The following is a 22,074-nucleotide window of genomic DNA, read 5'->3' as shown; positions in this document are numbered from 1 at the left end:
CCGGCACCGCGGCAGTAGCGGCAGCGTTCTGTTCGGCAGCCGCCGGAGCAGCCGGTGCGGTGGCATCAGCGAATGCGGCGGTCGGTGCCAGCAGTACGCTGAACAGCAACGCAGCAATCGCGCGCCAGGCGCGAGACGGACTGTGAAGCCTGGTTGGCGAAGCGGGGGTTGTATGACGTGTCATGCTGGCCGGACCTAAGAGAAAAAAATGAGTGATCGTCCTTCCAGACCCTATGAGGTCGAGGACAAATGGGTGGTTATTATTGCAAGTAATTCTTGTTAACAGAAGCAATGCAGTAACTTTATTTGCCCTTTTTCTGGCCGCCGGTCTCTTGTGACGGCTAATCTAGACCTTTCAGTTCGGAGTTTTGTGATGTCTGCGCCTTCTGTTGTGATTGCCGGTTGTGGCGATGTGGGGAGCCGGCTGGCCAGCCAATTACTCGCCTCGGAATGGGAGGTTCATGGCCTGCGGCGCGATATTTCGCGCCTGCCCGACGGCGTGATCGGCATTGCCGGTGACCTGTTCAATAAGGATTGCCCTGACACCTGGCCGATCGGCGGGGTGGATTACCTGGTGTATTGCGCGGCGGCGACGGATCACGACGAAGCCGGTTATCGCGCCGCGTATGTGCAAGGGTTGCAGCATGTGTTGGAGTGGTTGACGGATTACGGCCAGGAGCCCAAGCATCTGCTATTTGTGTCCAGCAGCAGTGTGTATGGGCAGCAGCAGGGCGAGTGGGTCGACGAGACGTCTGAGACCCAGGCAAAAGGCTATTCCGGGCAGGTGATGCTGGAGGCCGAGCAAGTGGCGCTGAACAGCGGCATTCCGGCGAGCATCGTGCGGTTGACGGGGATCTATGGGCCGGGCCGTGAGTGGCTGCTGACTCAGGTGCGCCAGGGTTATCGCGTGGCGATCGATCCGCCCTTATATGGCAACCGGATTCACGCCGATGATGCGGCGGGCCTGCTGGCGTTTTTGTTGCGGCATGTGGAGCAGGGCGGTTCGCTGGATCAGATCTATATCGGTGTTGATGACGCACCGGCGCCGCTGGCCGAGGTGGTGGCCTGGTTGCGCGATTACCTGGGTGTGACGCAGTGGTCCGAGGACGCCAGTGTGCGCCGTGCCGGTAGCAAGCAATGCAGCAATGCCCGGGCCAAGGCGTTGGGCTGGGTGCCGACGTATCCGAGTTATCGTGAAGGGTATGCGGCTATCTTGAAGGGTTGAAACGCGGTCAAAAAATGTGGGAGGGGCGGTGCGACGATTCGACTTGCCCCTCCCTCATTCCGGTTATTGTTTTTCCAGTAACCACTGGCGTGGCCCTGGTGTAAACGAGGGCACTTCATCAGCCTGCGCGGTGTTGATCGCCTGGAAGATTTCCAGTTGCTTGCCCTTGCGTGCAAAGATCCACGGATTGCCCACGCCGTGCTGTTGCAGCCACATGCTGTCGTAGCCGCCGCTCATGGAGGCGCAATCACCCGCCAGGCATAACGAATATCGATCGGCGCCCGGCAGGCCGGCGACTTGGCCGTTGGCCTGGAACTGCACGATGGCGCCTTCACCATTGCCGCTGGCTATTTTCCAGTCGCCGCCCATATAAGCGGCGTACAGCGCACGCTCGAAGTTGGCGCCCAATGGCGCCCCTTCCGGTGCGGGTTCCTTGGCGCGGGCAAACAGCTGTTCGGGCTCGTTGTCGTTGGCCACTTGCAGCAGTTGCCTGCTTTTACGCTTGAGTTCAGTGGCGGCGCTGCCGTAAAAGTCGACGCTCCAGGCGCCAGGCTTCTCACTGAGCAACTTGCCTTCCGCTACTTCAAAACCGTTGTAGTAGCGGGCCTGCAAAGCCTTGGTGTTGACGTCCCATTCGAGGTTCGGACCAAAGCTCTGCAGTGCTTCACGCAAAGGGCCGCCCTTGGCTGCCGCGTCGATGGCAACCTGGTTGATCCAAGTGCCGCTCACATCCAGGTCGGCGGGGTTGCTGGCGCAGCCGCCGAGCAACAGGGCGAGCAACGAAGAGGCTACTAGCGCTTTGCGCATCATGAAATCCTTTTAAAACGAAGTCGGCGCAGCCTGTGGAGGCTGCGCCGGGTGTTTTACTCGATGACCAGAATCGCGTCCATCTCAACCTGTGCGCCCTTTGGCAGGGCAGCAACGCCGATGGCGGCGCGGGCTGGGTAAGGCTGTTCGAAGTACTTGCCCATGATCTCGTTGACCTTGGCGAAGTGGCTCAGGTCGGTGAGGAAGATGTTCAGCTTGACGATGTCCTTGAACGAACCACCGGCAGCTTCGGCGACCGACTTGAGGTTTTCGAAGACCTGTACGGTTTGTGCTTCGAAGCCTTCAACCAGTTCCATGGTCTTTGGGTCCAGCGGGATCTGGCCGGACATGTAGACGGTGTTGCCTGCCTTGATCGCCTGGGAGTAGGTGCCGATGGCGGCTGGGGCTTTGTCGCTGGTGATAACAGTCTTGGTCATGAATGACTCCTTGTAAGAGGTGGGCTATGCACGCATGCGGGTGATGCGGATCACACCGGTCAAGGCGCGCAGTTTCTTGATCACGCGGGCCAGGTGTACGCGGTCGTGTACGCTGACCACCAGTTGGACCACGCTGATGCGACCATCGCGCTCGTCCATGCTGATTTTCTCGATATTGCCGTCGGCCGCGTTGACGCTGCTGGCCAGCAGGGCGATCAGGCCGCGTTGGTGCTCCAGCTCTACCCGCAGCTCGACGTTGAATTCACCGGTGACATCCTTGGCCCACGAGAGCTGGATGCATTTTTCCGGGTTGTGGCGGATTTCGCTGATATTGCGGCAGTTGTCCAGGTGGACCACCATGCCTTTGCCCGCCGACAGGTGACCGACAATCGGGTCGCCCGGGATCGGCGTGCAGCACTTGGCGTAGCTGAGCACCAGGCCTTCGGTGCCGCGAATCGCCAGCGGACCTTCCGGGCTTGGCAATTGCTCGCCTTCGCCGAGCAGGCGACGGGCGACCACATAGGCCATGCGGTTGCCCAGGCCGATGTCTTCGAGCAGGTCTTCGATGGCTTCCTGGCGGTACTCGTTGAGCATCGCTTGCACGCGTTCGCCGGGGATTTTCTCCAGGGCGCTGTCGAAACCGTTGAGCACCTTGTTCAGCAAGCGTTCGCCCAGGCTGATGGACTCGGAACGGCGCTGCAGTTTCAAGGCGTGACGAATATGAGTGCGCGCCTTGCCGGTGACCACGAAGTTGAGCCATGCCGGATTCGGGCGGGCGCCCGGAGCGCTGACGATCTCCACGGTGGAGCCGCTTTGCAGCGGTTCCGACAGCGGGGCCAGGCGCCGGTTGATGCGGCAGGCGATGCAGCTGTTGCCGACATCAGTGTGTACGGCGTAGGCAAAGTCGACCGCCGTGGAGCCTTTGGGCAGCTCCATGATCCGGCCCTTGGGCGTGAACACGTAGACCTCGTCCGGGAACAGGTCGATCTTCACGCTTTCGATGAATTCCAGGGAGTTGCCCGCACGTTGCTGCATTTCCAGCACGCCTTTGACCCACTGGCGGGCGCGGGCGTGGGTGCCTTTGGACTGCTCGTCGCCGCTGGACTTGTACAGCCAATGGGCGGCGATGCCGTTGTTGGCCATCTCTTCCATTTCCCGAGTGCGGATCTGGATCTCGATCGGCACCCCATGCATACCGAACAGCGTGGTATGCAGCGACTGATAGCCGTTGGCCTTGGGAATGGCAATGTAGTCCTTGAAGCGTCCCGGCAGGGGTTTGTACAAATTATGTACAGCGCCCAGTACGCGGTAGCAGGTGTCGACCTTGTCGACGATGATCCGGAACGCATACACGTCCATGATCTCGTTGAAGGCCCGGCGCTTGCCGCGCATCTTCTTGTAGATGCCGTAGATGTGCTTCTGCCGCCCGCTGACCTCGCCCTCGATCTCGTCGATCGCCAGGCAATGGCTCAGGGACTCTTCGATCTTGTTGACGATTTCCTTGCGGTTGCCCCGGGCGCGCTTGACCGCCTGGTAGATGCGCGCCGAACGCATCGGATACATGGCCTTGAAGCCGAGGTCTTCGAATTCGATACGAATGGCGTGCATGCCCAGCCGGTTGGCGATGGGCGCGTAGATTTCCAGGGTTTCCTTGGCGATGCGCCGGCGTTTTTCGCCGGACAGCACTTCCAGCGTGCGCATGTTGTGCAGCCGGTCGGCGAGCTTGACCAGAATCACCCGGATATCCCGGGCCATGGCCATCGCCATCTTCTGGAAGTTTTCCGCCTGGGCTTCGGCCTTGGTCTCGAAGTTCATCTGGGTCAGTTTGCTGACCCCATCGACCAGTTCGGCCACGGTGTCGCCAAATTGCGCGCAGAGCGCTTCCTTGGCGATGCCGGTGTCTTCGATCACGTCATGCAGCATCGCGGCCATCAGGCTCTGATGGTCCATGTGCATGCCGGCCAGAATATTGGCCACCGCAAGAGGATGGGTGACATACGCCTCGCCGCTGCGGCGGCGTTGGCCGTCGTGGGCTTGTTCGGCGTAGAAATACGCTCGGCGGACCAGGTTGACCTGGTCTGGGCCGAGGTAGGTCGATAAGCGATCGGCGAGGGCGTCTATGCTCGGCAAAGGATGAACTCCTGCCGCGGGCATTGACACCGTGCCGTGCTACGTCGACCAGGCATAGGCTTAGGCGTCCTCGTTGGACTCGCCTTCGAACGCGGCAAACAGCGGTTCGTCTTCAACGATTTCGGCGTTGGCGATGAACTCGTAGCTCATCAGGCCTTCAGCGATTTCACGCAGGGCGACAACGGTAGGCTTGTCGTTTTCCCACTGGACCAGGGGCTCTTTGCCGCCAGTGGCCAGTTGACGGGCACGCTTGGTAGAGAGCATGACCAGCTCAAAGCGGTTTGCCACGTGGTCTAGGCAGTCTTCAACGGTTACGCGGGCCATGATATTCCTCGGAGCGAATGCAAGATGCGCGCTGCCCGGTTGGGCGAGCGGACTAAACAGTTTAAAAAATCACCAGCGTTTAGGGAAGCGCTGATTTTCCCCAGACCCTCGAAAAACCGCTACAAGTGCCAATGTAAGGCTCTCGCAGCCGTTTTTGGAAGAGCTAATCAACCGAGCAGTTCGGCCAGTAATTTGCCGAAACGCTGCTGTTGGCGCTTTTGCTGGAGCTGATTGGCGCGGAAAATCGCCTTCAAGTCGTCGAGTGCGTGGGCAAAATCGTCATTGATGATCAGGTAGTCGTAGTCGACGTAGTGGCTCATTTCGCTGACGGCTTCACGCATGCGGCCTTCGATGATCGCGTGGCTGTCCTGGCCTCGGTTGGTCAGGCGTTCGTGCAAGGCTTCGAGCGACGGCGGCAGGATGAAGATCGACCGCGCCTTGGGCATCAGTTGGCGCACTTGTTCGGCGCCCTGCCAGTCGATCTCCAGGATCAGGTCGTGGCCTTCATCCAGGGTTTGTTGCAGGTGGGTTTGCGACGTACCGTAGAGGTTGCCGAACACTTCGGCGCGCTCAAGGAAGGCGCCGTGCTCGATCATCTTGACGAATTCGGTGCGCTCGACGAAGTGATAGTGGACGCCGTTCACCTCGCCCGGGCGCATGGCGCGGGTGGTGTGGGACACCGAGATGCGGATCTGTTCTTCAGCCTCGGTCAAGGCCTTGACCAGGCTGCTCTTGCCCGCGCCCGAAGGGGCGGAAATGATGTAAAGGGTGCCGGTGCTGTGGGTCATGGAGGTTGCCTTACTCAATATTCTGTACTTGTTCGCGCATCTGCTCGATCAACACTTTGAGGTTGACCGCAGCCGTGGTGCTGCGCGGATCGAACGCCTTGGAGCCCAGTGTATTGGCTTCGCGGTTGAGTTCTTGCATCAGGAAGTCCAGGCGCCGACCAGCGGCGCCGCCGGACTTGAGCACGCGGCGTACTTCAAGGATGTGGGTGCTCAGGCGGTCGAGCTCTTCGGCGACGTCGCTCTTCTGCGCCAGCAGGACCATTTCCTGCTCCAGGCGCACCGGATCGAGGTCGGCCTTCATATCGGCGAAGCGGTCGAGGACCTTCTGGCGCTGGGTCGCGAGCATCTGCGGCACCAGCTCGCGCAGGGTGACCACGTCGGCTTCAATCGAGGTCAGACGCTCGTTGATCAGCCGGGCCAGTTCGGCGCCTTCGCGCTCGCGGCCGGCCTTGAGTTCCTTCAAACCCTGGGTGAACAGGGCAAGGGCTTCGGCATTCAGGGCTTGCGGGTCGCTGGCGTCAGCCACCAGCACGCCGGGCCAGGCCAGTACTTCCAGCGGGTTCAGCGCGGCAGGCTGTTTGATCAGGCCGGCAATGGTCTCGGCGGCGGCGACCAGTTGCGCGGCGCGCTCGCGGTCGACCTGCAGCGGTTTGCCGGTGGTTTCCTCGGTAAAGCGCAGGGTGCATTCCAGCTTGCCGCGGGAAATGCCCTGGCGCAGTGCCTCACGTACCGCGCCTTCGAGGTCGCGGAACGATTCCGGCAGGCGCAGGTGCGGCTCCAGGTAGCGGCTGTTGACCGAGCGCAGTTCCCAGCTCAGGGTGCCTTGGGCGCCGGCTTTTTCGACGCGGGCGAAGGCGGTCATGCTGTGCACCATGGAGGTACCTCGCGTTGCAGTCCCGCGATAGCGGGCTGATAGGTAAATTGAAGCCGACAGGCTTCGAAGGCGCAGGAGTGTAGCGCAGTGGGGCGATTGGCCCCAAACCCTGACACTGACAAAGCACCACAAGCCGACGTTTCGTAACCGGATTTTTTAGACGTGCCCCGAATCGGCTCGCGGCTCTATAATGCTCGGCAGTTTTTCGTCCTCCGTACAGGTATCCCCTATGAAACGTCCAAGTGGTCGCGCTGCCGATCAGCTCCGCTCGATCCGCATCACCCGCAACTACACCAAACACGCCGAGGGATCTGTACTGGTCGAGTTTGGCGATACCAAGGTGATCTGCACCGTCAGCGTCGAAAACGGCGTACCGCGGTTCCTCAAGGGCCAGGGCCAGGGCTGGTTGACCGCCGAATACGGCATGCTGCCGCGCGCCACCGGCGAGCGTAACCAGCGTGAAGCCAGCCGTGGCAAGCAGGGCGGCCGCACCCTCGAAATCCAGCGCCTGATCGGCCGTTCGCTGCGCGCTGCGCTGGACATGTCCAAGCTGGGCGACGTGACCCTGTACGTCGACTGCGACGTGATCCAGGCCGACGGCGGCACGCGTACTGCCTCCATCACCGGTGCCATGGTTGCACTCGTCGACGCGCTGAAAGTGATCAAGAAGCGTGGCGGCCTGAAGGGCGGCGACCCGCTCAAGCAGATGATCGCCGCTGTGTCGGTGGGCATGTACCAGGGCGAGCCTGTGCTGGACCTGGACTACCTGGAAGACTCGGCCGCCGAGACCGACCTGAACGTGGTGATGACCAGCACCGGTGGTTTCATCGAAGTGCAGGGTACCGCCGAAGGTGCGCCATTCCAGCCGGCAGAGCTGAATGCCATGCTGGCCCTGGCCCAGAAAGGCATGACCGAGATTTTCGAGCTGCAGAACGCCGCGCTGGCCGACTGAACCAGCTTCAAGGAGAAGCGCCATGAGTGACAGCCAATTGCCTGTTCCGGCACCGTCCAAGGAAGTGCGCCAGTGGGCGATGTTGTGTCACTTCGCGGCGTTTCTGGGGTTGGTGTTCCCTTTCGGCAGCCTTTTGGGGCCGTTGATCCTGTGGCAGATCAAGAAGGACATGGACCCACTGATCGATGACCAGGGCAAGGAGGCCCTGAACTTCCAGATCACCGTGGCCATCGCCTGGCTGGTCTGCATGGTGCTCGGGTTCGTGGTGATCGGCTTTCTGTTGATGTTGATCCTAGTGGTCGCGGCGCTGGTGCTGACGATCATTGGCGGGATCAAGGCCAACAACGGCACGGCCTACCGCTACCCGTGGACCTGGCGGCTGATCAAGTAAACAGGCGCGCACAAAAAAACCGACAGCGATGTCGGTTTTTTTGTACCTGGACAAAGACCTCAGATGGTCAGTGTCCAGTCGTAGTCCACGATCAGCGGCGCATGCTGCGAGAAGCGCGGCTGGCGCGGCAGGCGTGCGCTGCGCACAAAGCGGCGCAGGCCCGGGGTCAGCAACTGGTAGTCGAAACGCCAGCCCAGGTTGAGCATCTCGGCCTGTTCGTTATCCGGCCACCAGCTGTACTGGTCGCCTTCACGGCTGACTTCGCGCAGGGCGTCGACATAGCCCATGTTGCCGACAATCTCGTCCATCCAGGCCCGTTCCGGCGCCAGGAAGCCCGGCGATTGCTGGCTGTCGCGCCAGTTCTTGATATCCAGCTTCTGTTGCGCCACGTACAGCGAGCCACAGTAAATGTACTCGCGACGTTTGCGTCGCTGTTTATCCAGATAACGGGCGAAGTCGTCCATTAGCTTGAACTTCTGGTTCAAGTCTTCATCGCCGTTCTGCCCCGAAGGGAGCAGCAAGGTCGCGATGCTGACCTTGTCGAAATCGGCTTGCAGGTAGCGCCCGTAGCGGTCGGCTGTCTCGAAGCCGAGGCCGCTGATGACCGCCTTGGGTTGCAACCGCGAGTACAAAGCCACGCCACCTTGGGTGGGCACTTCGGCATCGCAGGCATAAAGGAAGTAGCCATCCAGTTGGAAGGCTGGATCGTCCAGTTCAAAGGCGGAGGCGCGGGTGTCCTGCAGGCAGATGACGTCGGCATTCTGGGCTTGCAGCCAACTGAGCAAACCACGCTCGACTGCAGCCTGAATACCATTAACGTTCACACTGATGATCCGCATAAATGGCCCCAAAAATCGCGTGCGTGTATGATACACGCCGTCTACCTAATTAGCTAAAGCCGTGGTATCTGAGGTTTTTTTCATGCAGGCGTATCAACGCGATTTCATTCGTTTTGCCATCGATCGCGGTGTTTTGCGCTTCGGTGAGTTCACCCTCAAGTCCGGGCGCACCAGCCCGTATTTCTTCAATGCAGGCTTGTTCAACTCGGGTTCGGCCCTGGCGCAGTTGGGGCGTTTCTACGCGGCAGCCATCGTTGAAAGCGGCATTTCCTTTGACGTTCTGTTCGGTCCGGCCTACAAGGGCATCCCACTGGCCGCTGCGACGGCCGTGGCGTTGGCTGAACACCATGGGCGCGATCTGCCGTGGTGCTTCAACCGCAAGGAAGCCAAGGCCCATGGCGAAGGCGGTAGCTTGGTGGGCGCGCCGCTGACCGGCAACGTGCTGATCATCGACGACGTGATCACCGCAGGCACCGCCATCCGTGAAGTGATGCAGATCATCGCGTCCCAGGAGGGTGCCAAGGCGGCAGGCGTGCTGATCGCCTTGAACCGCCAGGAGCGCGGCAATGGCGAATTGTCGGCGATCCAGGAAGTGGAGCGCGATTTCGGCATTCCGGTGGTGAGCATCGTGTCGTTGAACCAGGTGTTGCAGTTCCTCGAAGACGATCCGCAACTCAAGCAGCATTTGCCGGCGGTGCGGGCGTACCGCGAGCAGTTCGGCGTCTGACACCGAACCCCCTCCCACATAAAAAGGCCCCGCTCAATCAGATTGAGCGGGGCCTTTTGGTTTTCAGCGCTTAAGGACGCTTGCGATTACTGATCAGCGTGCCCACACCGGTGTCGGTGAAGATTTCCAGCAGGATCGCATTCGGTACGCGACCATCAAGGATCAGTGAGCTGCCAACGCCGCCCTGTACCGCTTCCAGCGCACAACGGATCTTCGGCAGCATGCCGCCGTAGATGGTGCCATCGGCGATCAACTCGTCCACTTGTTGGGTGGTCAGGCCGGTCAGCACCTTGCCTTGCTTGTCCATCAAGCCCGCAATGTTGGTCAGCAGCATCAGCTTTTCAGCCTTCAGCGCTTCGGCCACTTTGCCGGCTACCAGGTCGGCGTTGATGTTGTAGGACTCACCGTTAGCGCCCACGCCGATCGGTGCGATAACCGGGATGAAATCACCTTTGACCAGCAGGTTCAGCAAGTCGGTGTTGATGCCGATCACTTCGCCTACCTGGCCGATGTCGATGATTTCCGGCTGGGTCATTTCCGGCGTCTGACGGGTCACGGTCAGTTTTTTTGCGCGGATCAGCTCCGCGTCCTTGCCGGTCAGGCCAATCGCGCTGCCGCCGTGGCGGTTGATCAGGTTGACGATGTCTTTGTTTACCTGGCCGCCGAGGACCATCTCCACCACGTCCATGGTCTGCGCGTCAGTGACGCGCATGCCATCGATGAAGTGACTCTCGATCGACAAGCGCTTGAGCAGGTCGCCGATTTGCGGGCCGCCGCCGTGGACCACCACCGGGTTGATCCCCACGGCTTTCATCAACACGATGTCGCGGGCAAAGCCGGTTTTCAGCTCGTCGCTTTCCATGGCATTGCCGCCGTATTTGATCACCAGCGTCTTGCCGACGTAGCGTCGAATGTAGGGCAGCGCTTCGGACAGGACCTTGGCGGTGTTGGCAGCGGCTTCGCGTTCGAGGGTCATTCAGGGCTCCGGTGCAAAAAAATCAGAACGGTAATTGGAGATCAGGGGCAACACGTTTCAACTGGGCGTGGAACACGTCCTTGATGCGCTGCAACTCAGCCTCGGTATCCGCCTCGAAACGCAGCACCAGCACCGGTGTGGTGTTGGACGCGCGAACCAGGCCCCAGCCTTTGGCGTAATCGACTCGCACACCATCAATGGAGGTCAGGTTGGCACCTTCGCCCCATTGCGCATCGTGCAATGCGTCAATGATGCTGAATTTGCTCTCTTCGGTCACATGGATATTGATCTCTGGCGTAGAAATATCGTTCGGGAAGGTCTGAAACAGCTCCTGCGCCGTGGATTTTTCCTTGCTGAGGATCTCCAGCAGGCGAGCGGCGCTGTAAATGCCGTCGTCAAACCCGAACCAACGCTCTTTGAAGAACACGTGGCCGCTCATTTCGCCGGCCAGCAGCGCGCCTGTTTCCTTCATTTTCTTTTTGATCAACGAATGACCGGTCTTCCACATTAGCGGGCGACCGCCGTACTCCTTGATCAGCGGCGTCAGGCGACGGGTGCATTTCACGTCGAAGATGATTTCGGCATTCGGGTTGCGCGCCACCACATCACGGGCAAACAACATCAGCAGGCGGTCGGCGAATACGTTTTCGCCGGTGTTGGTCACCACGCCCACGCGGTCGCCGTCGCCGTCGAAGGCCAGGCCTACGTCGGCCCCGGTTTCCTTGACCTTGGCGATCAGGTCCACCAGGTTTTCAGGCTTGCCCGGGTCCGGGTGGTGGTTGGGGAAGGTGCCGTCGACGTCGCAGAACAACGGCACCACTTCGCAGTTCAGGGCTTCGAGCAGTTGCGGGGCGATCACGCCGGCCGCGCCGTTGCCGCAGTCCACCACCACTTTCAGGCGACGTGCGAGTTTGACGTCGCCGGTGATTTCGTCGGAGTAGCGCTGAAGAATGTCGACCTTGGTGATGCTGCCTTTGCCGCTGGTCAGGTCGTTGGTTTTCAGGCGTGTGTGCAGGGCCTGGATCTGTTCGTTGGCCAGGGTGTCGCCGGCGATGACGATCTTGAAGCCGTTGTAGTCCGAAGGGTTGTGGCTGCCGGTGAGCATCACCCCGGATTTGCCGGCCAGCACGTTGGCGGCGTAGTACAGCGCCGGGGTCGGCACCAGGCCGACATCGCTGACATGGCAACCGCTGTCGGCCAGGCCCTGGATCAAGTGTTCCACCAACTCGGGGCCGGACAGGCGGCCGTCACGGCCAACCGAAACGTTTGGCTCATCCTGGGCCAGGCTTTGGGCGCCGATGGCGCGGCCAATCCAGTAAGCGGTTTCGGCGGTCAGGGTCTTGGGCACCACGCCACGGATGTCATAGGCGCGGAAGATGCTGTCGGGAAAGGTCGGTGCTACTCGGGCGGCGGTACTCATCGCGGGGGGAAACTCCATCTGAGAGAGGCAAGGCTGGCCTTAATGCGGCTGACCGGCAGGCTTAAACTGAAGGGTATGACGGCGTTTTCGGTGCAGAGTTCGTGGTGCAAAAAGGCCATCGGAGCACTCGCTCCGCGCTTATGTTCGGGTAGTGCTTTGATTTTACTGAGAAAATATCGTTCGTCAGGTCCGCGCATTCTTCATCCTGAAAGGCTATGCGGTGGCGTCGGGCCGGGCCGGGCCGGACAGTCGCGTCCGCCCCGGTTCAGCGTGGTCAGTGACTGCCGGAATGCCCAAAGCCGCCTGCACCGCGCTGGGTTGCGTCGAATTCCTGTACCAGTTCGAAGTGCGCCTGCACCACCGGCACCAGCACCAACTGCGCAATGCGCTCGCCGACGACGATGTTGAAGGCGGTCTGGCCACGGTTCCAGCACGACACCATCAACTCGCCCTGGTAGTCCGAGTCGATCAGGCCGACCAGGTTACCCAGCACGATGCCGTGCTTATGGCCGAGGCCGGAGCGCGGCAGGATCAGCGCCGCCAGGCCCGGGTCGCCGACGTAGATCGACAGGCCGGTTGGAATCAGCAGGGTCTGGCCCGGCTCAAGGATGGTGTCCTCCTTGAGCATGGCGCGCAGGTCCAGGCCGGCGGAGCCCGGTGTGGCATAGGCCGGCAGTGGGAAGTCGGTGCCGATGCGGGGGTCGAGGATCTTGGCTTGCAAAGCGTGCATGTAAATTAAACCTGGTTCAGCCGTTGGGCGATAAAAGAGATCAGTTGGCGGGCAATCTTGCCCTTGCTGGTCTGGGCGAAAAGGGTGGCGTGCAGGTCGCGGTCGATCACGCTGCAGGCGTTTTCCTCGCTGTTGAAGCCGATGCTCGGGTTGGCGACATCATTGGCAACGATCAGGTCGAGATTTTTGTCTTTCAATTTGCGCGCGGCGTAATCCAGCAAGTGCTCGGTCTCGGCGGCGAAACCGACGCTGAACGGGCGGTCCGGGCGGCTGGCGATGGTGGCCAGGATGTCCGGGTTGCGCACCATTTGCAGGAGCAGGCCGTCGCCGCTGGTAGGGTCTTTCTTGAGCTTTTGCGGGGCGACGACTTCCGGGCGGTAATCCGCAACCGCTGCCGAAGCGATAAACAGGTCGCAGGGAATGGCCGCCTCACAGGCCGCCAACATGTCCCGGGCGCTGACCACGTCGATTCGCGTGACGCGATCGGGGGTCGGCAAATGCACCGGGCCGGTGATGAGCGTCACGCGCGCGCCTGCCTCAACCGCCGCTTCAGCCAGGGCAAAGCCCATTTTCCCTGAGCTATGGTTGGTGATGTAGCGCACCGGGTCGATGTTTTCCTGGGTCGGGCCGGCGGTGATCAACACGTGCTTGCCGGTCAGGGCCAGGTGCTGGAAGCACTCGGCGGCGCACAGCGCCAGGTCGGTGGCTTCGAGCATGCGGCCCATGCCGACGTCGCCGCAGGCCTGGCTGCCGGAGGCCGGGCCGAACACCTTGAGGCCACGGCTTTGCAGGAGTTGAGTGTTGGCTTGGGTGGCCGGGTCGCGCCACATGGCCTGGTTCATGGCCGGGGCAATAGCGACGGTAGCGTCGGTGGCCAGGACCAGGGTGGTCAGCAGGTCATCGGCGATACCTTGCGCCAGGCGGGCGATCAAGTCGGCAGTGGCGGGGGCGATTAGTACCAGATCGGCCCATTTGGCCAGTTCGATATGGCCCATGGCGGCTTCGGCGGCCGGGTCCAGCAGGTCCAGGTGAACCGGGTGGCCGGACAAGGCCTGCATGGTCAGCGGGGTGATGAACTCGCTGCCGCCGCGGGTCATGACCACGCGCACTTCGGCGCCCTGGTCGAGAAGCCTGCGAACCAGCTCTGCGCTCTTGTAGGCGGCAATGCCGCCGCCGACGCCGAGAACGATGCGTTTCCGATACAGACGCTGCATTGGTTTGCCTTTCCAGTTCAGTGAAGCCAGTTCAGTGACGCCTGCGACGCCCCCTCCCCAGGTGAAATCGCATGCAAAAAAGAGCGGCTACGATAACACAGCGTCCGCCAGGCAACAGCGGCGCACATGCACAGGGAGGTGGGATGAGTATTCGTGATTGGCCGGCAGCAGAGCGGCCACGAGAGAAACTGTTGGAGTGGGGCGCGGCGAGTTTGTCCGACGCCGAACTGTTGGCAATCTTCCTGCGCACCGGGGTAACCGGGCGAAGCGCAGTGGACCTGGCACGCCATCTTCTTGCGCAGTTCGGTGGACTGCGCCCGTTGCTGGAGGCCAGCCAGGTGCTGTTCAGCCAGCAGTTGGGGCTGGGGCCGGCAAAGTTTGCCCAACTGCAGGCGGTGCTGGAGATGTCCCGGCGCCACCTGGCCGAACAGTTGCGCGGTGACTCAGTGCTGGAAAGCCCGGTCGCTGTGCGTGACTACCTCAAGGCGCTGTTGCGCCATGAACCTCACGAGATTTTCGGCTGCCTGTTTCTCGATTCAAAGCATCGGGTACTGGGTTTCGAGGCGTTGTTCCAGGGCACCATCGATGCCACCGTGGTTTACCCCCGGCAAGTGGTCAAGCGCGCCCTGGCATACAACGCGGCGGCGTTGATCCTGTGCCACAACCATCCCTCGGGGAGCGTGGAGCCGAGTGCGGCTGATCGAAAATTGACCAAAATTCTGCAAAAGGCCTTGGAAGTGGTGGATGTACGGGTGCTGGATCACATCATCGTGGGGGATGGTGATCCGTTGTCGATGGCGGAATATGGATGGATGTAGCCCCCCCCAACCGGGCGGATGGGGGGTGATTGCTCAGGGCTTGACGCTGACCTTGGAGAAATCCTGCCGCCCAAATGGGCTCACCTGGTATCCCTCGACATTCTTGCGGGCCAGGGCGAACGCCGTTGGGTGCGCCAGCGGCAGCCACAGAGCCTGTTGCTGGATCTGCGCCTGGGCCTGTTGATACAGCTTGCTGCGCACCCCTTGCTCGCTGGTGGTCTTGCCGGCGCTGATGAGCTTGTCCAGGGCCGGGTCGCAATAGCGCGCGAAGTTGGTGCCGGACTTCAGCGCCGCGCAAGAGAACTGCGGCGTCAGGAAGTTATCCGGGTCGCCGTTGTCCCCGGCCCAGCCCATGAACAGCAGGTCGTGTTCGCCGGCCTTGGCACGGCGAATCAGCTCGCCCCATTCGATCACGCGGATCTCAGCCTGGATGCCGACCTTGGCCAGGTCCGCCTGCAGCAGTTGCGCGCCGAGGCTTGGGTTGGGGTTCAGCAGGCTGCCGGTGGGGCGTGTCCAGATCGTGGTCTTGAAGCCGTCCTTGAGCCCGGCGCGCTCCAGCAGCAGCTTGGCTTTGGCGATGTCCTGTGGATAACCCGGCAAATCCTTGGCATAGCTCCAGGTGTTGGGCGGGTAGGGGCCGTTGGCGGCTTCGGCGGTGCCTTCGAACACCGCTTTGAGATAGCTACCCTTGTCGAAGGCCAGGTTGATCGCTTGGCGCACTTCAGGCTTGTCCAGCGGCGGGTGCTGGCTGTTGATCGCGACGAATGCGGTCATGAATGCTGCGGTTTTTTCCACTTTGAGTGCGGGGTCTTTCTCGGCTTCGCCCACATCCAGCGGTTTGGGGGACAGTGCGATCTGGCATTCGTCGCGGTGCAGTTTCTGCAGGCGCACGTTCGCATCCGGGGTGATGGCGAAGATCAAGTTATCCACAGCCGGTTTGCCGGCGAAGTAGTCCGGGTTGGCTTTGTAGCGCACCACGGCATCTTTCTGGAACCGCGTGAAAATGAACGGGCCCGTACCGATAGGCTGGCTGTTGAGCTTCTCCGGGGTGCCGGCCTTGAGCAGCTTGTCGGCGTATTCGGCCGGGTAGATCGAGGCAAAACCCATGCTCAGCGCGGCGAGGAAAGTCGAGTCGGCGTGATCGAGGGTGAAGCGCACGGTCAGCGGGTCAAGGGCGTCGATCTTCTTGATCAGTGTCGGCAATTGCAGGGACTGAGCGTGGGGGAAACCGCTCTGGGCGATCTTGTGCCACGGGTTGGCCGGGTCGAGCATGCGCTCGAAGCTGAAGCGTACATCTTCGGCGGTCAGGGTACGGCTCGGGGTGAAATAATCGGTGCGGTGGAATTTTACGTTGGGGTGCAATTGGAAGGTGTAGGTCAGGCCGTCCGGCGACACTTCCCAACTGTCCGCCAGGCTTGGCACCAGTTTGCCGCTGGCCGCGTCATAGTCCACCAAGCTGTTCATCAGCACGTCGGCCGAGGCGTTGGTGGTGGTCAGCGAGTTGTACTGCACCACGTCGAACCCTTCGGGACTGGCCTCGGTACAAACGCTCAGATTGGTCGCCGCCAAGGCCTGCGACGCGATAAATAGAGGGGCTAGCAAAAGCGGTAGGGCAGCGAGGCGCATGTTCGGTTTCCTGTGCAGATCGAAGGCCCATCTGCGAGTGCAGTCTGGAAAAGTCCTACCGTAGTGGTCTGATTGATAAATGACTAGCCCATTTTTGCCTGTGCTTTTGCCTCAAATGCTGTTTTGATGGCGCCTCAGCGCGTTTCGCCGTGTACTTTTTGGTGCCTGCGGGCGTTGTAAATCATTCTGTGCGACGAGTGGTCGGCTGTTGCAGCGGCCCCTCCTGGCAACGGTTCGGGCATCTGTCGCCGAGATTTACGCCGGTAAAAACACACGGGCTGTTGTTGCACTTGGGTCTTTCTGGTATAAAGCAGCGCTCTTTTCTAGGGGCCCGGTTCCTTCGCTTGTAGGTGTAGCCGGTAAGACCCTAAAGAAACGCGGCGCCTGGCGCCAAATGACTGAGAGATTAAGCGGCCAACCCATGCCGGGTTGGGCATGTGGTTTTAGAGGGCTGAGGCATGTCGAGAGTCTGTCAAGTTACCGGTAAGGGTCCGGTGACTGGGAATAACATTTCCCACGCAAATAACAAAACCCGTCGTCGTTTCCTGCCGAACCTGCAGCATCACCGCTTCTGGGTTGAAGAAGAGAAACGTTTTGTTCGCCTGCGTGTATCTGCCAAAGGCATGCGCATCATCGACAAGCGTGGCATCACTGTCGTGCTGGCCGAAATCCGTGCCGCTGGCAAGATCTAAGGAGCTCTATCATGCGTGAATTGATTCGAATGATCTCTAGCGCCGGTACTGGTCACTTCTACACTACCGACAAGAACAAGCGTACTACCCCGGACAAGCTCGAAAAGAAAATGTTCGACCCGCGCGTTCGCAAGCACGTGATCTACAAAGAAGGCAAAATCAAGTAATTGATTTTCTTCCTTGTGAAAAAAAGCCCGTATCTCACGATGCGGGCTTTTTTTTGCGTGGGATTTGCTGATCAGGCTTTCTGTTCGAACACCACGTAGATCTTGCGGCAGGGCTCCAGCACTTCCCAGGTGCCGCTGAAGCCGGCCGGGATCACGAAGCGGTCGCCGGCGCGCAAGGTCTTGGCGTTGCCCTCGGCATCGCGCAGTACGGAAACCCCCTGCACAATCTCGCAGTACTCATGCTCGGTGTAGTTGACCTTCCACTGCCCGACCTCACCTTCCCAGACCCCGGCGCTCATCTGGCCGCACGGGCTGTTGTAGTGGTTGTAGATCGTCTGCTCGGGATCGCCCTTGAGGATTTTCTCGGCAGCAGGGCGGTAGCGATCGGCGGCGGTCTTGGCTTGGCTGAAGTCGATGATGTCCTGGATGCTCATGTGCGTGTCCCGTCTGGCCTGCGGTTGGGGAGCCCAAAGTCTATGTTTATTAAAATGAACATCGCAAGGGCGTTTACCGGCGTTATGTCAAATATATTGATACATCCCCAGCCGCTGGTTTAGGGTGGTAGCTGCCTTTAGCCGAACAAATGGCTGGTAGGGCAAGCATTCTTTGAGGCTGCCTGGGCACATTGCCTGGCCCTTGTATTCAATAAGAGGAGGACACTCGCATGACCACCCTGACCCGTGCCGACTGGGAACAACGCGCCAAGGACCTGAAGATCGAAGGTCGCGCCTATATCAATGGCGAGTACACCGCGGCGGTTTCCGGCGACACGTTTGAATGCATCAGCCCGGTCGATGGCCGCCTGCTGACCAGCGTTGCCAGTTGTGACGTCGCCGACGCCCAGCGCGCCGTGGAAAATGCCCGCGCCACGTTCAATTCCGGTGTCTGGTCGCGCCTGGCGCCGGCCAAGCGCAAGGCCACCATGATCCGTTTCGCCGCGTTGCTCAAGGCCAATGCCGAAGAGCTGGCGCTGCTGGAAACCCTGGACATGGGCAAGCCGATCAGCGATGCCCTGAACATCGATGTACCTGGCGCGGCGAATGCCCTGAGCTGGAGTGGCGAGGCAATCGACAAGATTTACGATGAGGTTGCCGCCACCCCTCACGATCAGTTGGGTCTGGTGACCCGTGAGCCGATCGGTGTGGTCGGCGCCATCGTGCCGTGGAACTTCCCGCTGATGATGGCTTGCTGGAAACTCGGGCCGGCGCTGTCCACCGGTAACTCCGTCATCCTCAAACCGTCCGAAAAATCCCCGCTGACCGCCATCCGCATCGCGGCCCTCGCCGTTGAGGCCGGTATTCCAAAAGGCGTGTTCAACGTGCTGCCGGGTTATGGCCACACCGTGGGTAACGCGCTGGCGCTGCACATGGATGTCGACACCCTGGTGTTCACCGGCTCCACCAAAATCGCCAAACAACTGTTGATCCGCTCCGGTGAATCGAACATGAAGCGTGTGTGGCTGGAGGCGGGCGGCAAGAGCCCGAACATCGTGTTCGCCGATGCCCCGGACCTGCAAGCCGCCGCCGAATCCGCCGCCGGTGCCATTGCCTTCAACCAGGGTGAAGTCTGCACCGCCGGTTCGCGCCTGCTGGTGGAGCGTTCCATCAAGGATAAATTCCTACCACTGGTGATCGCTGCGCTGAAGGGCTGGAAGCCAGGCAATCCGCTGGACCCGGCTACGAACGTCGGCGCGCTGGTGGACACTCAACAGATGAACACCGTGCTGTCCTACATCGAAGCCGGCCACGCCGACGGCGCCAAATTGGTGGCCGGTGGCAAGCGCATCCTTGAAGAGACCGGCGGCACCTACGTCGAACCGACGATTTTCGACGGCGTGACCAACGCCATGAAGATTGCCCGGGAAGAAATCTTCGGCCCGGTCCTCTCGGTGCTCACCTTCGACAGCGCCGAAGAAGCCATCGCCATCGCCAACGACACCCAATACGGCCTGGCCGCAGCGGTGTGGACGGCGGATCTCTCCAAGGCGCACCTCACCGCCAAAGCCTTGCGCGCCGGTAGTGTGTGGGTCAACCAGTACGACGGCGGTGACATGACCGCGCCGTTTGGCGGCTTCAAGCAGTCGGGTAACGGTCGCGACAAGTCGCTGCATGCGTTCGACAAGTACACCGAGCTGAAGGCGACCTGGATCAAGCTCTAAGCAACACCGCAGGTCCCTGTAGGAGCGAGCTTGCTCGCGAAAAACGCCAACGATAACGCGTGCTGTCTGGTTGAACGCGGTGTCTTTGAGTTCTTCGCGAGCACGCTCGCTCCTACAGTTCGTTTACAACCCTGAAAATAGTTATCCACAGGAGCGTGGAAATGCGTTGGGCGACTTATTTCGCCGTCCTGGCCTCGGTGCTCAGCGTCGGCCTGGCGTTGGGCGTCAGCATGCCGTTGGTATCCCTGCGCCTGGAAGGCTGGGGCTACGGCAGCTTCGCCATCGGGGTGATGGCTGCGATGCCGGCCTTCGGCGTGCTGTTGGGGGCGAAGGTCTCCAGCCGGCTGGCGTCCTGGCTGGGCACCGCCCACCTGATGCGCTTGTGCCTGTGGGCGGGGGCGGTGTCCATCGGCCTGCTGGCGATTCTGCCGAGCTACCCGGTGTGGCTGGTGCTGCGGCTGATGATCGGGGTGATCCTGACCATCGTGTTTATCCTGGGCGAAAGCTGGATCAACCAGTTGGTGGTGGAGCAATGGCGTGGCCGGCTGGTGGCGCTGTATGGCTGCACCTATGCGTTGAGCCAGTTGTCGGGGCCGTTGTTGTTGGGCCTGCTGGGCACCGACCATGATTATGGGTTCTGGGTGGGCGTAGGCCTGTTGACGCTGGCGCCGTTGCTGTTGCTGGGGCGTTCCGGGGCGCCGACCGCCGACTCCTTCAGCGTGACGTTTGCCGAGCTGTGGCGCTTTTGCCGGAGCCTGCCGGCGATTGCCTGGGCGGTGGCGTTGTTCGCTGCGTTCGAGGCGATGATTCTGACGCTGCTGCCGGTGTATTGCCTGCAACAGGGCTTCACGGCCGAGGTCGCCCTGGCGATGGTCAGTACAGTGGTGGTGGGCGACGCGTTGCTGCAGTTGCCCATCGGCGCACTGGCCGACTACCTGCCGCGCCGCACGCTGTTCTTGAGTTGCGCCCTCGTGTTGCTGGCGTCGAGCCTGGCGATTCCGTTGTTGCTGCACACGCCGTTGATCTGGCCGGTGTGGGTGCTGTTCGGCGCCAGTGCGGGCGGGTTGTTTACGTTGTCGTTGATCCTGATTGGCGAGCGTTACCGCGACGATGCGCTGGTGCGCGCCAATGCCCACGTGGCGCAACTCTGGGGCATCGGTTGCCTGATCGGGCCGTTGGTCGCCGGTGCGGGCAGTCAGTGGGTCAGCGGGCAGGCGTTGCCGTGGCTGATGGCGGCGGGAGCGCTTGGGCTGGTGGTGCTGTTGTTGCGCCAGGGCGCGTTTGGCGTCGTGCAATCGGCCTAGCACCTGATTTGGTCTTAGAGCATGCGTTCCAGGCCGACGGAGGTGGCGAACCAGGCATTGAAACGGCGCCACCAACTGCCGGGCTCGCGGGTCAGGGTGTGCAGTTGCCCGTTATCCTCGGTCGTCCACACCACCTGGCCATCCTGTAGTTTTGCTTCGTAGCTCAATGCTGGCGCCATGCCTTGCAGCGCCAGGTTGCGCACGTGCTCGGCCAGCTCGGGGCTGTCCACCAGCACGCCGACTTCGGTGTTCCACAGCACCGAGCGCGGGTCGAAGTTGAACGAGCCGATAAACGATTTCTGCCGATCAAAAATCATCGCCTTGCTGTGCAGGCTGGAGTCCGAGCCGAGGAAGGTGCCGCGACGAAACAGGTGTGGCCCGCTGCCTGTGCCGGGCGCACCCGGTTGGCGGCGCAACTCATAGAGTTTCACGCCGTGCTCCAGCAGCGCCTTGCGATAGGGTGCGTAGCCGCCGTGTACGGCCGGAACGTCGGTGGCTTCGAGGGAGTTGGTCAGCAGGCTTACCGAGACGCCCGCGTCTGCGCGCCCGGTCAGGTACACCAGGCCCGGCTGCCCCGGCACGAAATACGCCGAGATCATCACCAGTTCATGGTCGACGCCTGCCAACTCCGGCGCCAGTTGGGTGGTCAGCAGCAGCCGTGGGTCCGGATCAGCCTTGGCGAGTACCTTGCTCGGTGCGTCCCACAGTGCCTGGTTCCAGGCCCAGATCAGCTCGCTGCGCCAGATGTCCAGGCGCGGTTCGGTCTTGTAGATGCGTAGACGGTTGTAGAGCGCGTGGTTCTGTTGGCGCGATTGGGCCAGTGACTCTTCCAGGCGCAAGCGTCCTTTGCTCAAGTCACCTTTGGACGGCAGGTTAGAGACGAACTCATCGATGGGTTTGCTCAGTGCGCTGTTCCAGTACTGGTCGAAACTGTGGCCCAGTTGCTCGGCCACCGGGCCCACGCTGAGCATGTCGATATCGGTGAAATTCAGGTTCGGTTCGGCGTCGAAATATTCGTCGCCCAGGTTACGCCCGCCGACGATGGCCGCGCTGTTGTCCGCCAGCCACAGCTTGTTGTGCATGCGTCGATGTTGCCGCGACAGGTTGAGCAGGCGCCCCATGGCCCGCGTCACGCCGGTGCTGCGCCCCAGGTGCAACGGGTTGAATAGGCGAATCTGGATGTTGGGGTGGGCGGCGAGGGTGGCGATGACCTGATCGAGGCCGTCGCTGGTGGTGTCGTCCAGCAGGATGCGCACGCGCACGCCACGGTCGGCGGCCTTGAGCAGTTCATCCACGAGCAGGCGAGTGCTGATGCCGTCGTGGACGATGTAGTACTGCAGGTCGAGGCTGGTCTGGGCGTTGCGGATCAGTTCGGCGCGGGCCATGAACGCCTCGCTGCTGTTGGGCAGCAAGCGAAAGCCGGAGCGGCCCTGATGTGGCGCGGCCTGGGCCTGGATCGAGCGCCCGAACGACGT

22 protein-coding genes and 2 pseudogenes are annotated in these 22,074 nt (G+C 61.3%); 9 read left to right on the top strand and 15 right to left on the bottom strand.

Annotated elements, in window-relative coordinates:
• Nucleotides 1-184, bottom strand: a pseudogene (locus tag L9Z73_RS08100) (tonB-system energizer ExbB); the annotation flags it as partial.
• Between the two features lie 189 nt (nucleotides 185-373).
• Between L9Z73_RS08100 and L9Z73_RS08095 the strand changes: the two are divergent.
• Nucleotides 374-1,225, top strand: coding sequence for an SDR family oxidoreductase (locus tag L9Z73_RS08095; protein WP_247398370.1), 852 nt, complete (start codon nucleotides 374-376; stop codon nucleotides 1,223-1,225).
• A gap of 63 nt (nucleotides 1,226-1,288) precedes the next feature.
• Here the strand turns inward: L9Z73_RS08095 and L9Z73_RS08090 are convergent, their stop codons facing one another.
• The 6 genes from L9Z73_RS08090 to L9Z73_RS08065 all read right to left on the bottom strand — a co-directional run bounded on the left by L9Z73_RS08090 (nucleotide 1,289) and on the right by L9Z73_RS08065 (nucleotide 6,585).
• On the bottom strand, nucleotides 1,289-2,032 hold the full coding sequence (locus tag L9Z73_RS08090) for a hypothetical protein (protein ID WP_247398368.1): 744 nt from the start codon (nucleotides 2,030-2,032) through the stop codon (nucleotides 1,289-1,291).
• A 56-nt stretch (nucleotides 2,033-2,088) separates the two neighbouring features.
• A complete protein-coding gene (locus L9Z73_RS08085; RefSeq protein ID WP_003176922.1) occupies nucleotides 2,089-2,469 on the bottom strand; it encodes a RidA family protein in 381 nt (126 codons plus the stop codon).
• 24 nt (nucleotides 2,470-2,493) lie between these two features.
• Nucleotides 2,494-4,599: a bifunctional GTP diphosphokinase/guanosine-3',5'-bis pyrophosphate 3'-pyrophosphohydrolase gene (spoT, locus tag L9Z73_RS08080; protein WP_247398365.1), complete on the bottom strand. Its 2,106-nt coding sequence runs from the start codon at nucleotides 4,597-4,599 to the stop codon at nucleotides 2,494-2,496.
• Nucleotides 4,600-4,659: 60 nt separating this feature from the next.
• Nucleotides 4,660-4,923 (bottom strand): DNA-directed RNA polymerase subunit omega, encoded by a 264-nt coding sequence (rpoZ, locus tag L9Z73_RS08075; RefSeq protein WP_247398362.1) that lies wholly within the window; start codon nucleotides 4,921-4,923, stop codon nucleotides 4,660-4,662.
• Between the two features lie 167 nt (nucleotides 4,924-5,090).
• Nucleotides 5,091-5,711, bottom strand: a complete 621-nt coding sequence (gene gmk, locus L9Z73_RS08070; protein WP_247398360.1) for a guanylate kinase — start codon at nucleotides 5,709-5,711, stop codon at nucleotides 5,091-5,093.
• A gap of 10 nt (nucleotides 5,712-5,721) precedes the next feature.
• On the bottom strand, nucleotides 5,722-6,585 hold the full coding sequence (locus L9Z73_RS08065) for a YicC/YloC family endoribonuclease (RefSeq protein ID WP_247398358.1): 864 nt from the start codon (nucleotides 6,583-6,585) through the stop codon (nucleotides 5,722-5,724).
• Nucleotides 6,586-6,814: 229 nt separating this feature from the next.
• On the opposite strand from L9Z73_RS08065, the gene rph reads away from it, so the two are divergent.
• Together rph and L9Z73_RS08055 are read left to right on the top strand one after the other, a co-directional pair.
• Nucleotides 6,815-7,537 (top strand): ribonuclease PH, encoded by a 723-nt coding sequence (rph, locus tag L9Z73_RS08060; RefSeq protein ID WP_016975928.1) that lies wholly within the window; start codon nucleotides 6,815-6,817, stop codon nucleotides 7,535-7,537.
• A gap of 22 nt (nucleotides 7,538-7,559) precedes the next feature.
• Nucleotides 7,560-7,928 (top strand): DUF4870 domain-containing protein, encoded by a 369-nt coding sequence (locus tag L9Z73_RS08055; protein ID WP_017846057.1) that lies wholly within the window; start codon nucleotides 7,560-7,562, stop codon nucleotides 7,926-7,928.
• Nucleotides 7,929-7,987: 59 nt separating this feature from the next.
• Here L9Z73_RS08055 and L9Z73_RS08050 read toward each other — a convergent pair whose 3' ends face one another.
• On the bottom strand, nucleotides 7,988-8,767 hold the full coding sequence (locus L9Z73_RS08050; protein WP_003195493.1) for an exodeoxyribonuclease III: 780 nt from the start codon (nucleotides 8,765-8,767) through the stop codon (nucleotides 7,988-7,990).
• A gap of 82 nt (nucleotides 8,768-8,849) precedes the next feature.
• On the opposite strand from L9Z73_RS08050, the gene pyrE reads away from it, so the two are divergent.
• Nucleotides 8,850-9,494, top strand: a complete 645-nt coding sequence (gene pyrE / locus L9Z73_RS08045) for an orotate phosphoribosyltransferase (RefSeq protein ID WP_247398355.1) — start codon at nucleotides 8,850-8,852, stop codon at nucleotides 9,492-9,494.
• Nucleotides 9,495-9,564: 70 nt separating this feature from the next.
• On the opposite strand, the gene argB is transcribed toward pyrE, so the two are convergent.
• The 4 genes and pseudogenes from argB to coaBC all read right to left on the bottom strand — a co-directional run bounded on the left by argB (nucleotide 9,565) and on the right by coaBC (nucleotide 13,834).
• A complete protein-coding gene (argB, locus tag L9Z73_RS08040; protein WP_017846055.1) occupies nucleotides 9,565-10,470 on the bottom strand; it encodes an acetylglutamate kinase in 906 nt (301 codons plus the stop codon).
• Nucleotides 10,471-10,492: 22 nt separating this feature from the next.
• Nucleotides 10,493-11,908: pseudogene (locus tag L9Z73_RS08035) on the bottom strand (phosphomannomutase/phosphoglucomutase); the annotation flags it as partial.
• Nucleotides 11,909-12,164: 256 nt separating this feature from the next.
• Nucleotides 12,165-12,620 carry a dUTP diphosphatase gene (dut, locus tag L9Z73_RS08030; protein ID WP_247398353.1) on the bottom strand — a complete coding sequence of 152 codons (456 nt, stop codon included), beginning with the start codon at nucleotides 12,618-12,620 and terminating at the stop codon, nucleotides 12,165-12,167.
• 5 nt (nucleotides 12,621-12,625) lie between these two features.
• Complete coding sequence (gene coaBC / locus L9Z73_RS08025) at nucleotides 12,626-13,834, bottom strand: bifunctional phosphopantothenoylcysteine decarboxylase/phosphopantothenate--cysteine ligase CoaBC (RefSeq protein ID WP_017846052.1); 1,209 nt, start codon at nucleotides 13,832-13,834, stop codon at nucleotides 12,626-12,628.
• A gap of 143 nt (nucleotides 13,835-13,977) precedes the next feature.
• Between coaBC and radC the strand changes: the two genes are divergently transcribed.
• A complete protein-coding gene (gene radC, locus L9Z73_RS08020; RefSeq protein WP_247398338.1) occupies nucleotides 13,978-14,652 on the top strand; it encodes a RadC family protein in 675 nt (224 codons plus the stop codon).
• Nucleotides 14,653-14,685: 33 nt separating this feature from the next.
• On the opposite strand, the gene L9Z73_RS08015 is transcribed toward radC, so the two are convergent.
• The gene (locus L9Z73_RS08015; RefSeq protein WP_247398334.1) at nucleotides 14,686-16,278 is read right to left on the bottom strand and encodes an ABC transporter substrate-binding protein; all 1,593 of its coding nucleotides are present in this window, start codon (nucleotides 16,276-16,278) and stop codon (nucleotides 14,686-14,688) included.
• Nucleotides 16,279-16,736: 458 nt separating this feature from the next.
• Between L9Z73_RS08015 and rpmB the strand changes: the two genes are divergently transcribed.
• Nucleotides 16,737-16,970, top strand: coding sequence for a 50S ribosomal protein L28 (gene rpmB / locus L9Z73_RS08010; RefSeq protein WP_003176907.1), 234 nt, complete (start codon nucleotides 16,737-16,739; stop codon nucleotides 16,968-16,970).
• Nucleotides 16,971-16,981: 11 nt separating this feature from the next.
• A complete protein-coding gene (gene rpmG, locus L9Z73_RS08005; RefSeq protein WP_003176906.1) occupies nucleotides 16,982-17,137 on the top strand; it encodes a 50S ribosomal protein L33 in 156 nt (51 codons plus the stop codon).
• Nucleotides 17,138-17,208: 71 nt separating this feature from the next.
• Here rpmG and L9Z73_RS08000 read toward each other — a convergent pair whose 3' ends face one another.
• Entirely contained in the window at nucleotides 17,209-17,571 is a 363-nt protein-coding gene (locus L9Z73_RS08000; RefSeq protein ID WP_247398331.1) for a cupin domain-containing protein, read from the bottom strand.
• Nucleotides 17,572-17,801: 230 nt separating this feature from the next.
• Here L9Z73_RS08000 and L9Z73_RS07995 point away from each other — a divergent pair, with 230 nt between their 5' ends.
• Both L9Z73_RS07995 and L9Z73_RS07990 read left to right on the top strand, forming a co-directional pair.
• A complete protein-coding gene (locus L9Z73_RS07995; RefSeq protein ID WP_247398328.1) occupies nucleotides 17,802-19,295 on the top strand; it encodes an aldehyde dehydrogenase in 1,494 nt (497 codons plus the stop codon).
• 161 nt (nucleotides 19,296-19,456) lie between these two features.
• Nucleotides 19,457-20,599 (top strand): MFS transporter, encoded by a 1,143-nt coding sequence (locus L9Z73_RS07990; protein ID WP_247398325.1) that lies wholly within the window; start codon nucleotides 19,457-19,459, stop codon nucleotides 20,597-20,599.
• Nucleotides 20,600-20,613: 14 nt separating this feature from the next.
• Here L9Z73_RS07990 and L9Z73_RS07985 read toward each other — a convergent pair.
• Nucleotides 20,614-22,074: phospholipase D family protein (locus tag L9Z73_RS07985; RefSeq protein ID WP_247398322.1), on the bottom strand; the 1,461-nt coding region annotated here is incomplete at its 5' end.

This window comes from Pseudomonas emilianonis (assembly GCF_023072625.1).
Lineage (GTDB): Bacteria > Pseudomonadota > Gammaproteobacteria > Pseudomonadales > Pseudomonadaceae > Aquipseudomonas > Aquipseudomonas paraveronii.
This window is presented reverse-complemented; position numbering and strand designations above follow the sequence as displayed.

What these genes read in the sequence shown, in the direction of transcription:
- gmk (WP_247398360.1), bottom strand. Translation starts at nt 5,711, where the DNA reads ATGACCCACAGCACCGGCACCCTTTACATCATTTCCGCCCCTTCGGGC.
- L9Z73_RS08090 (WP_247398368.1), bottom strand. Translation starts at nt 2,032, where the DNA reads ATGCGCAAAGCGCTAGTAGCCTCTTCGTTGCTCGCCCTGTTGCTCGGC.
- rpmG (WP_003176906.1), top strand. Translation starts at nt 16,982, where the DNA reads ATGCGTGAATTGATTCGAATGATCTCTAGCGCCGGTACTGGTCACTTC.
- L9Z73_RS07990 (WP_247398325.1), top strand. Translation starts at nt 19,457, where the DNA reads ATGCGTTGGGCGACTTATTTCGCCGTCCTGGCCTCGGTGCTCAGCGTC.
- L9Z73_RS08015 (WP_247398334.1), bottom strand. Translation starts at nt 16,278, where the DNA reads ATGCGCCTCGCTGCCCTACCGCTTTTGCTAGCCCCTCTATTTATCGCG.
- rph (WP_016975928.1), top strand. Translation starts at nt 6,815, where the DNA reads ATGAAACGTCCAAGTGGTCGCGCTGCCGATCAGCTCCGCTCGATCCGC.
- L9Z73_RS08065 (WP_247398358.1), bottom strand. Translation starts at nt 6,585, where the DNA reads ATGGTGCACAGCATGACCGCCTTCGCCCGCGTCGAAAAAGCCGGCGCC.
- coaBC (WP_017846052.1), bottom strand. Translation starts at nt 13,834, where the DNA reads ATGCAGCGTCTGTATCGGAAACGCATCGTTCTCGGCGTCGGCGGCGGC.
- L9Z73_RS08055 (WP_017846057.1), top strand. Translation starts at nt 7,560, where the DNA reads ATGAGTGACAGCCAATTGCCTGTTCCGGCACCGTCCAAGGAAGTGCGC.
- dut (WP_247398353.1), bottom strand. Translation starts at nt 12,620, where the DNA reads ATGCACGCTTTGCAAGCCAAGATCCTCGACCCCCGCATCGGCACCGAC.
- argB (WP_017846055.1), bottom strand. Translation starts at nt 10,470, where the DNA reads ATGACCCTCGAACGCGAAGCCGCTGCCAACACCGCCAAGGTCCTGTCC.
- rpmB (WP_003176907.1), top strand. Translation starts at nt 16,737, where the DNA reads ATGTCGAGAGTCTGTCAAGTTACCGGTAAGGGTCCGGTGACTGGGAAT.
- L9Z73_RS08095 (WP_247398370.1), top strand. Translation starts at nt 374, where the DNA reads ATGTCTGCGCCTTCTGTTGTGATTGCCGGTTGTGGCGATGTGGGGAGC.
- L9Z73_RS08050 (WP_003195493.1), bottom strand. Translation starts at nt 8,767, where the DNA reads ATGCGGATCATCAGTGTGAACGTTAATGGTATTCAGGCTGCAGTCGAG.
- pyrE (WP_247398355.1), top strand. Translation starts at nt 8,850, where the DNA reads ATGCAGGCGTATCAACGCGATTTCATTCGTTTTGCCATCGATCGCGGT.
- radC (WP_247398338.1), top strand. Translation starts at nt 13,978, where the DNA reads ATGAGTATTCGTGATTGGCCGGCAGCAGAGCGGCCACGAGAGAAACTG.
- rpoZ (WP_247398362.1), bottom strand. Translation starts at nt 4,923, where the DNA reads ATGGCCCGCGTAACCGTTGAAGACTGCCTAGACCACGTGGCAAACCGC.
- L9Z73_RS08000 (WP_247398331.1), bottom strand. Translation starts at nt 17,571, where the DNA reads ATGAGCATCCAGGACATCATCGACTTCAGCCAAGCCAAGACCGCCGCC.
- L9Z73_RS07995 (WP_247398328.1), top strand. Translation starts at nt 17,802, where the DNA reads ATGACCACCCTGACCCGTGCCGACTGGGAACAACGCGCCAAGGACCTG.
- L9Z73_RS08085 (WP_003176922.1), bottom strand. Translation starts at nt 2,469, where the DNA reads ATGACCAAGACTGTTATCACCAGCGACAAAGCCCCAGCCGCCATCGGC.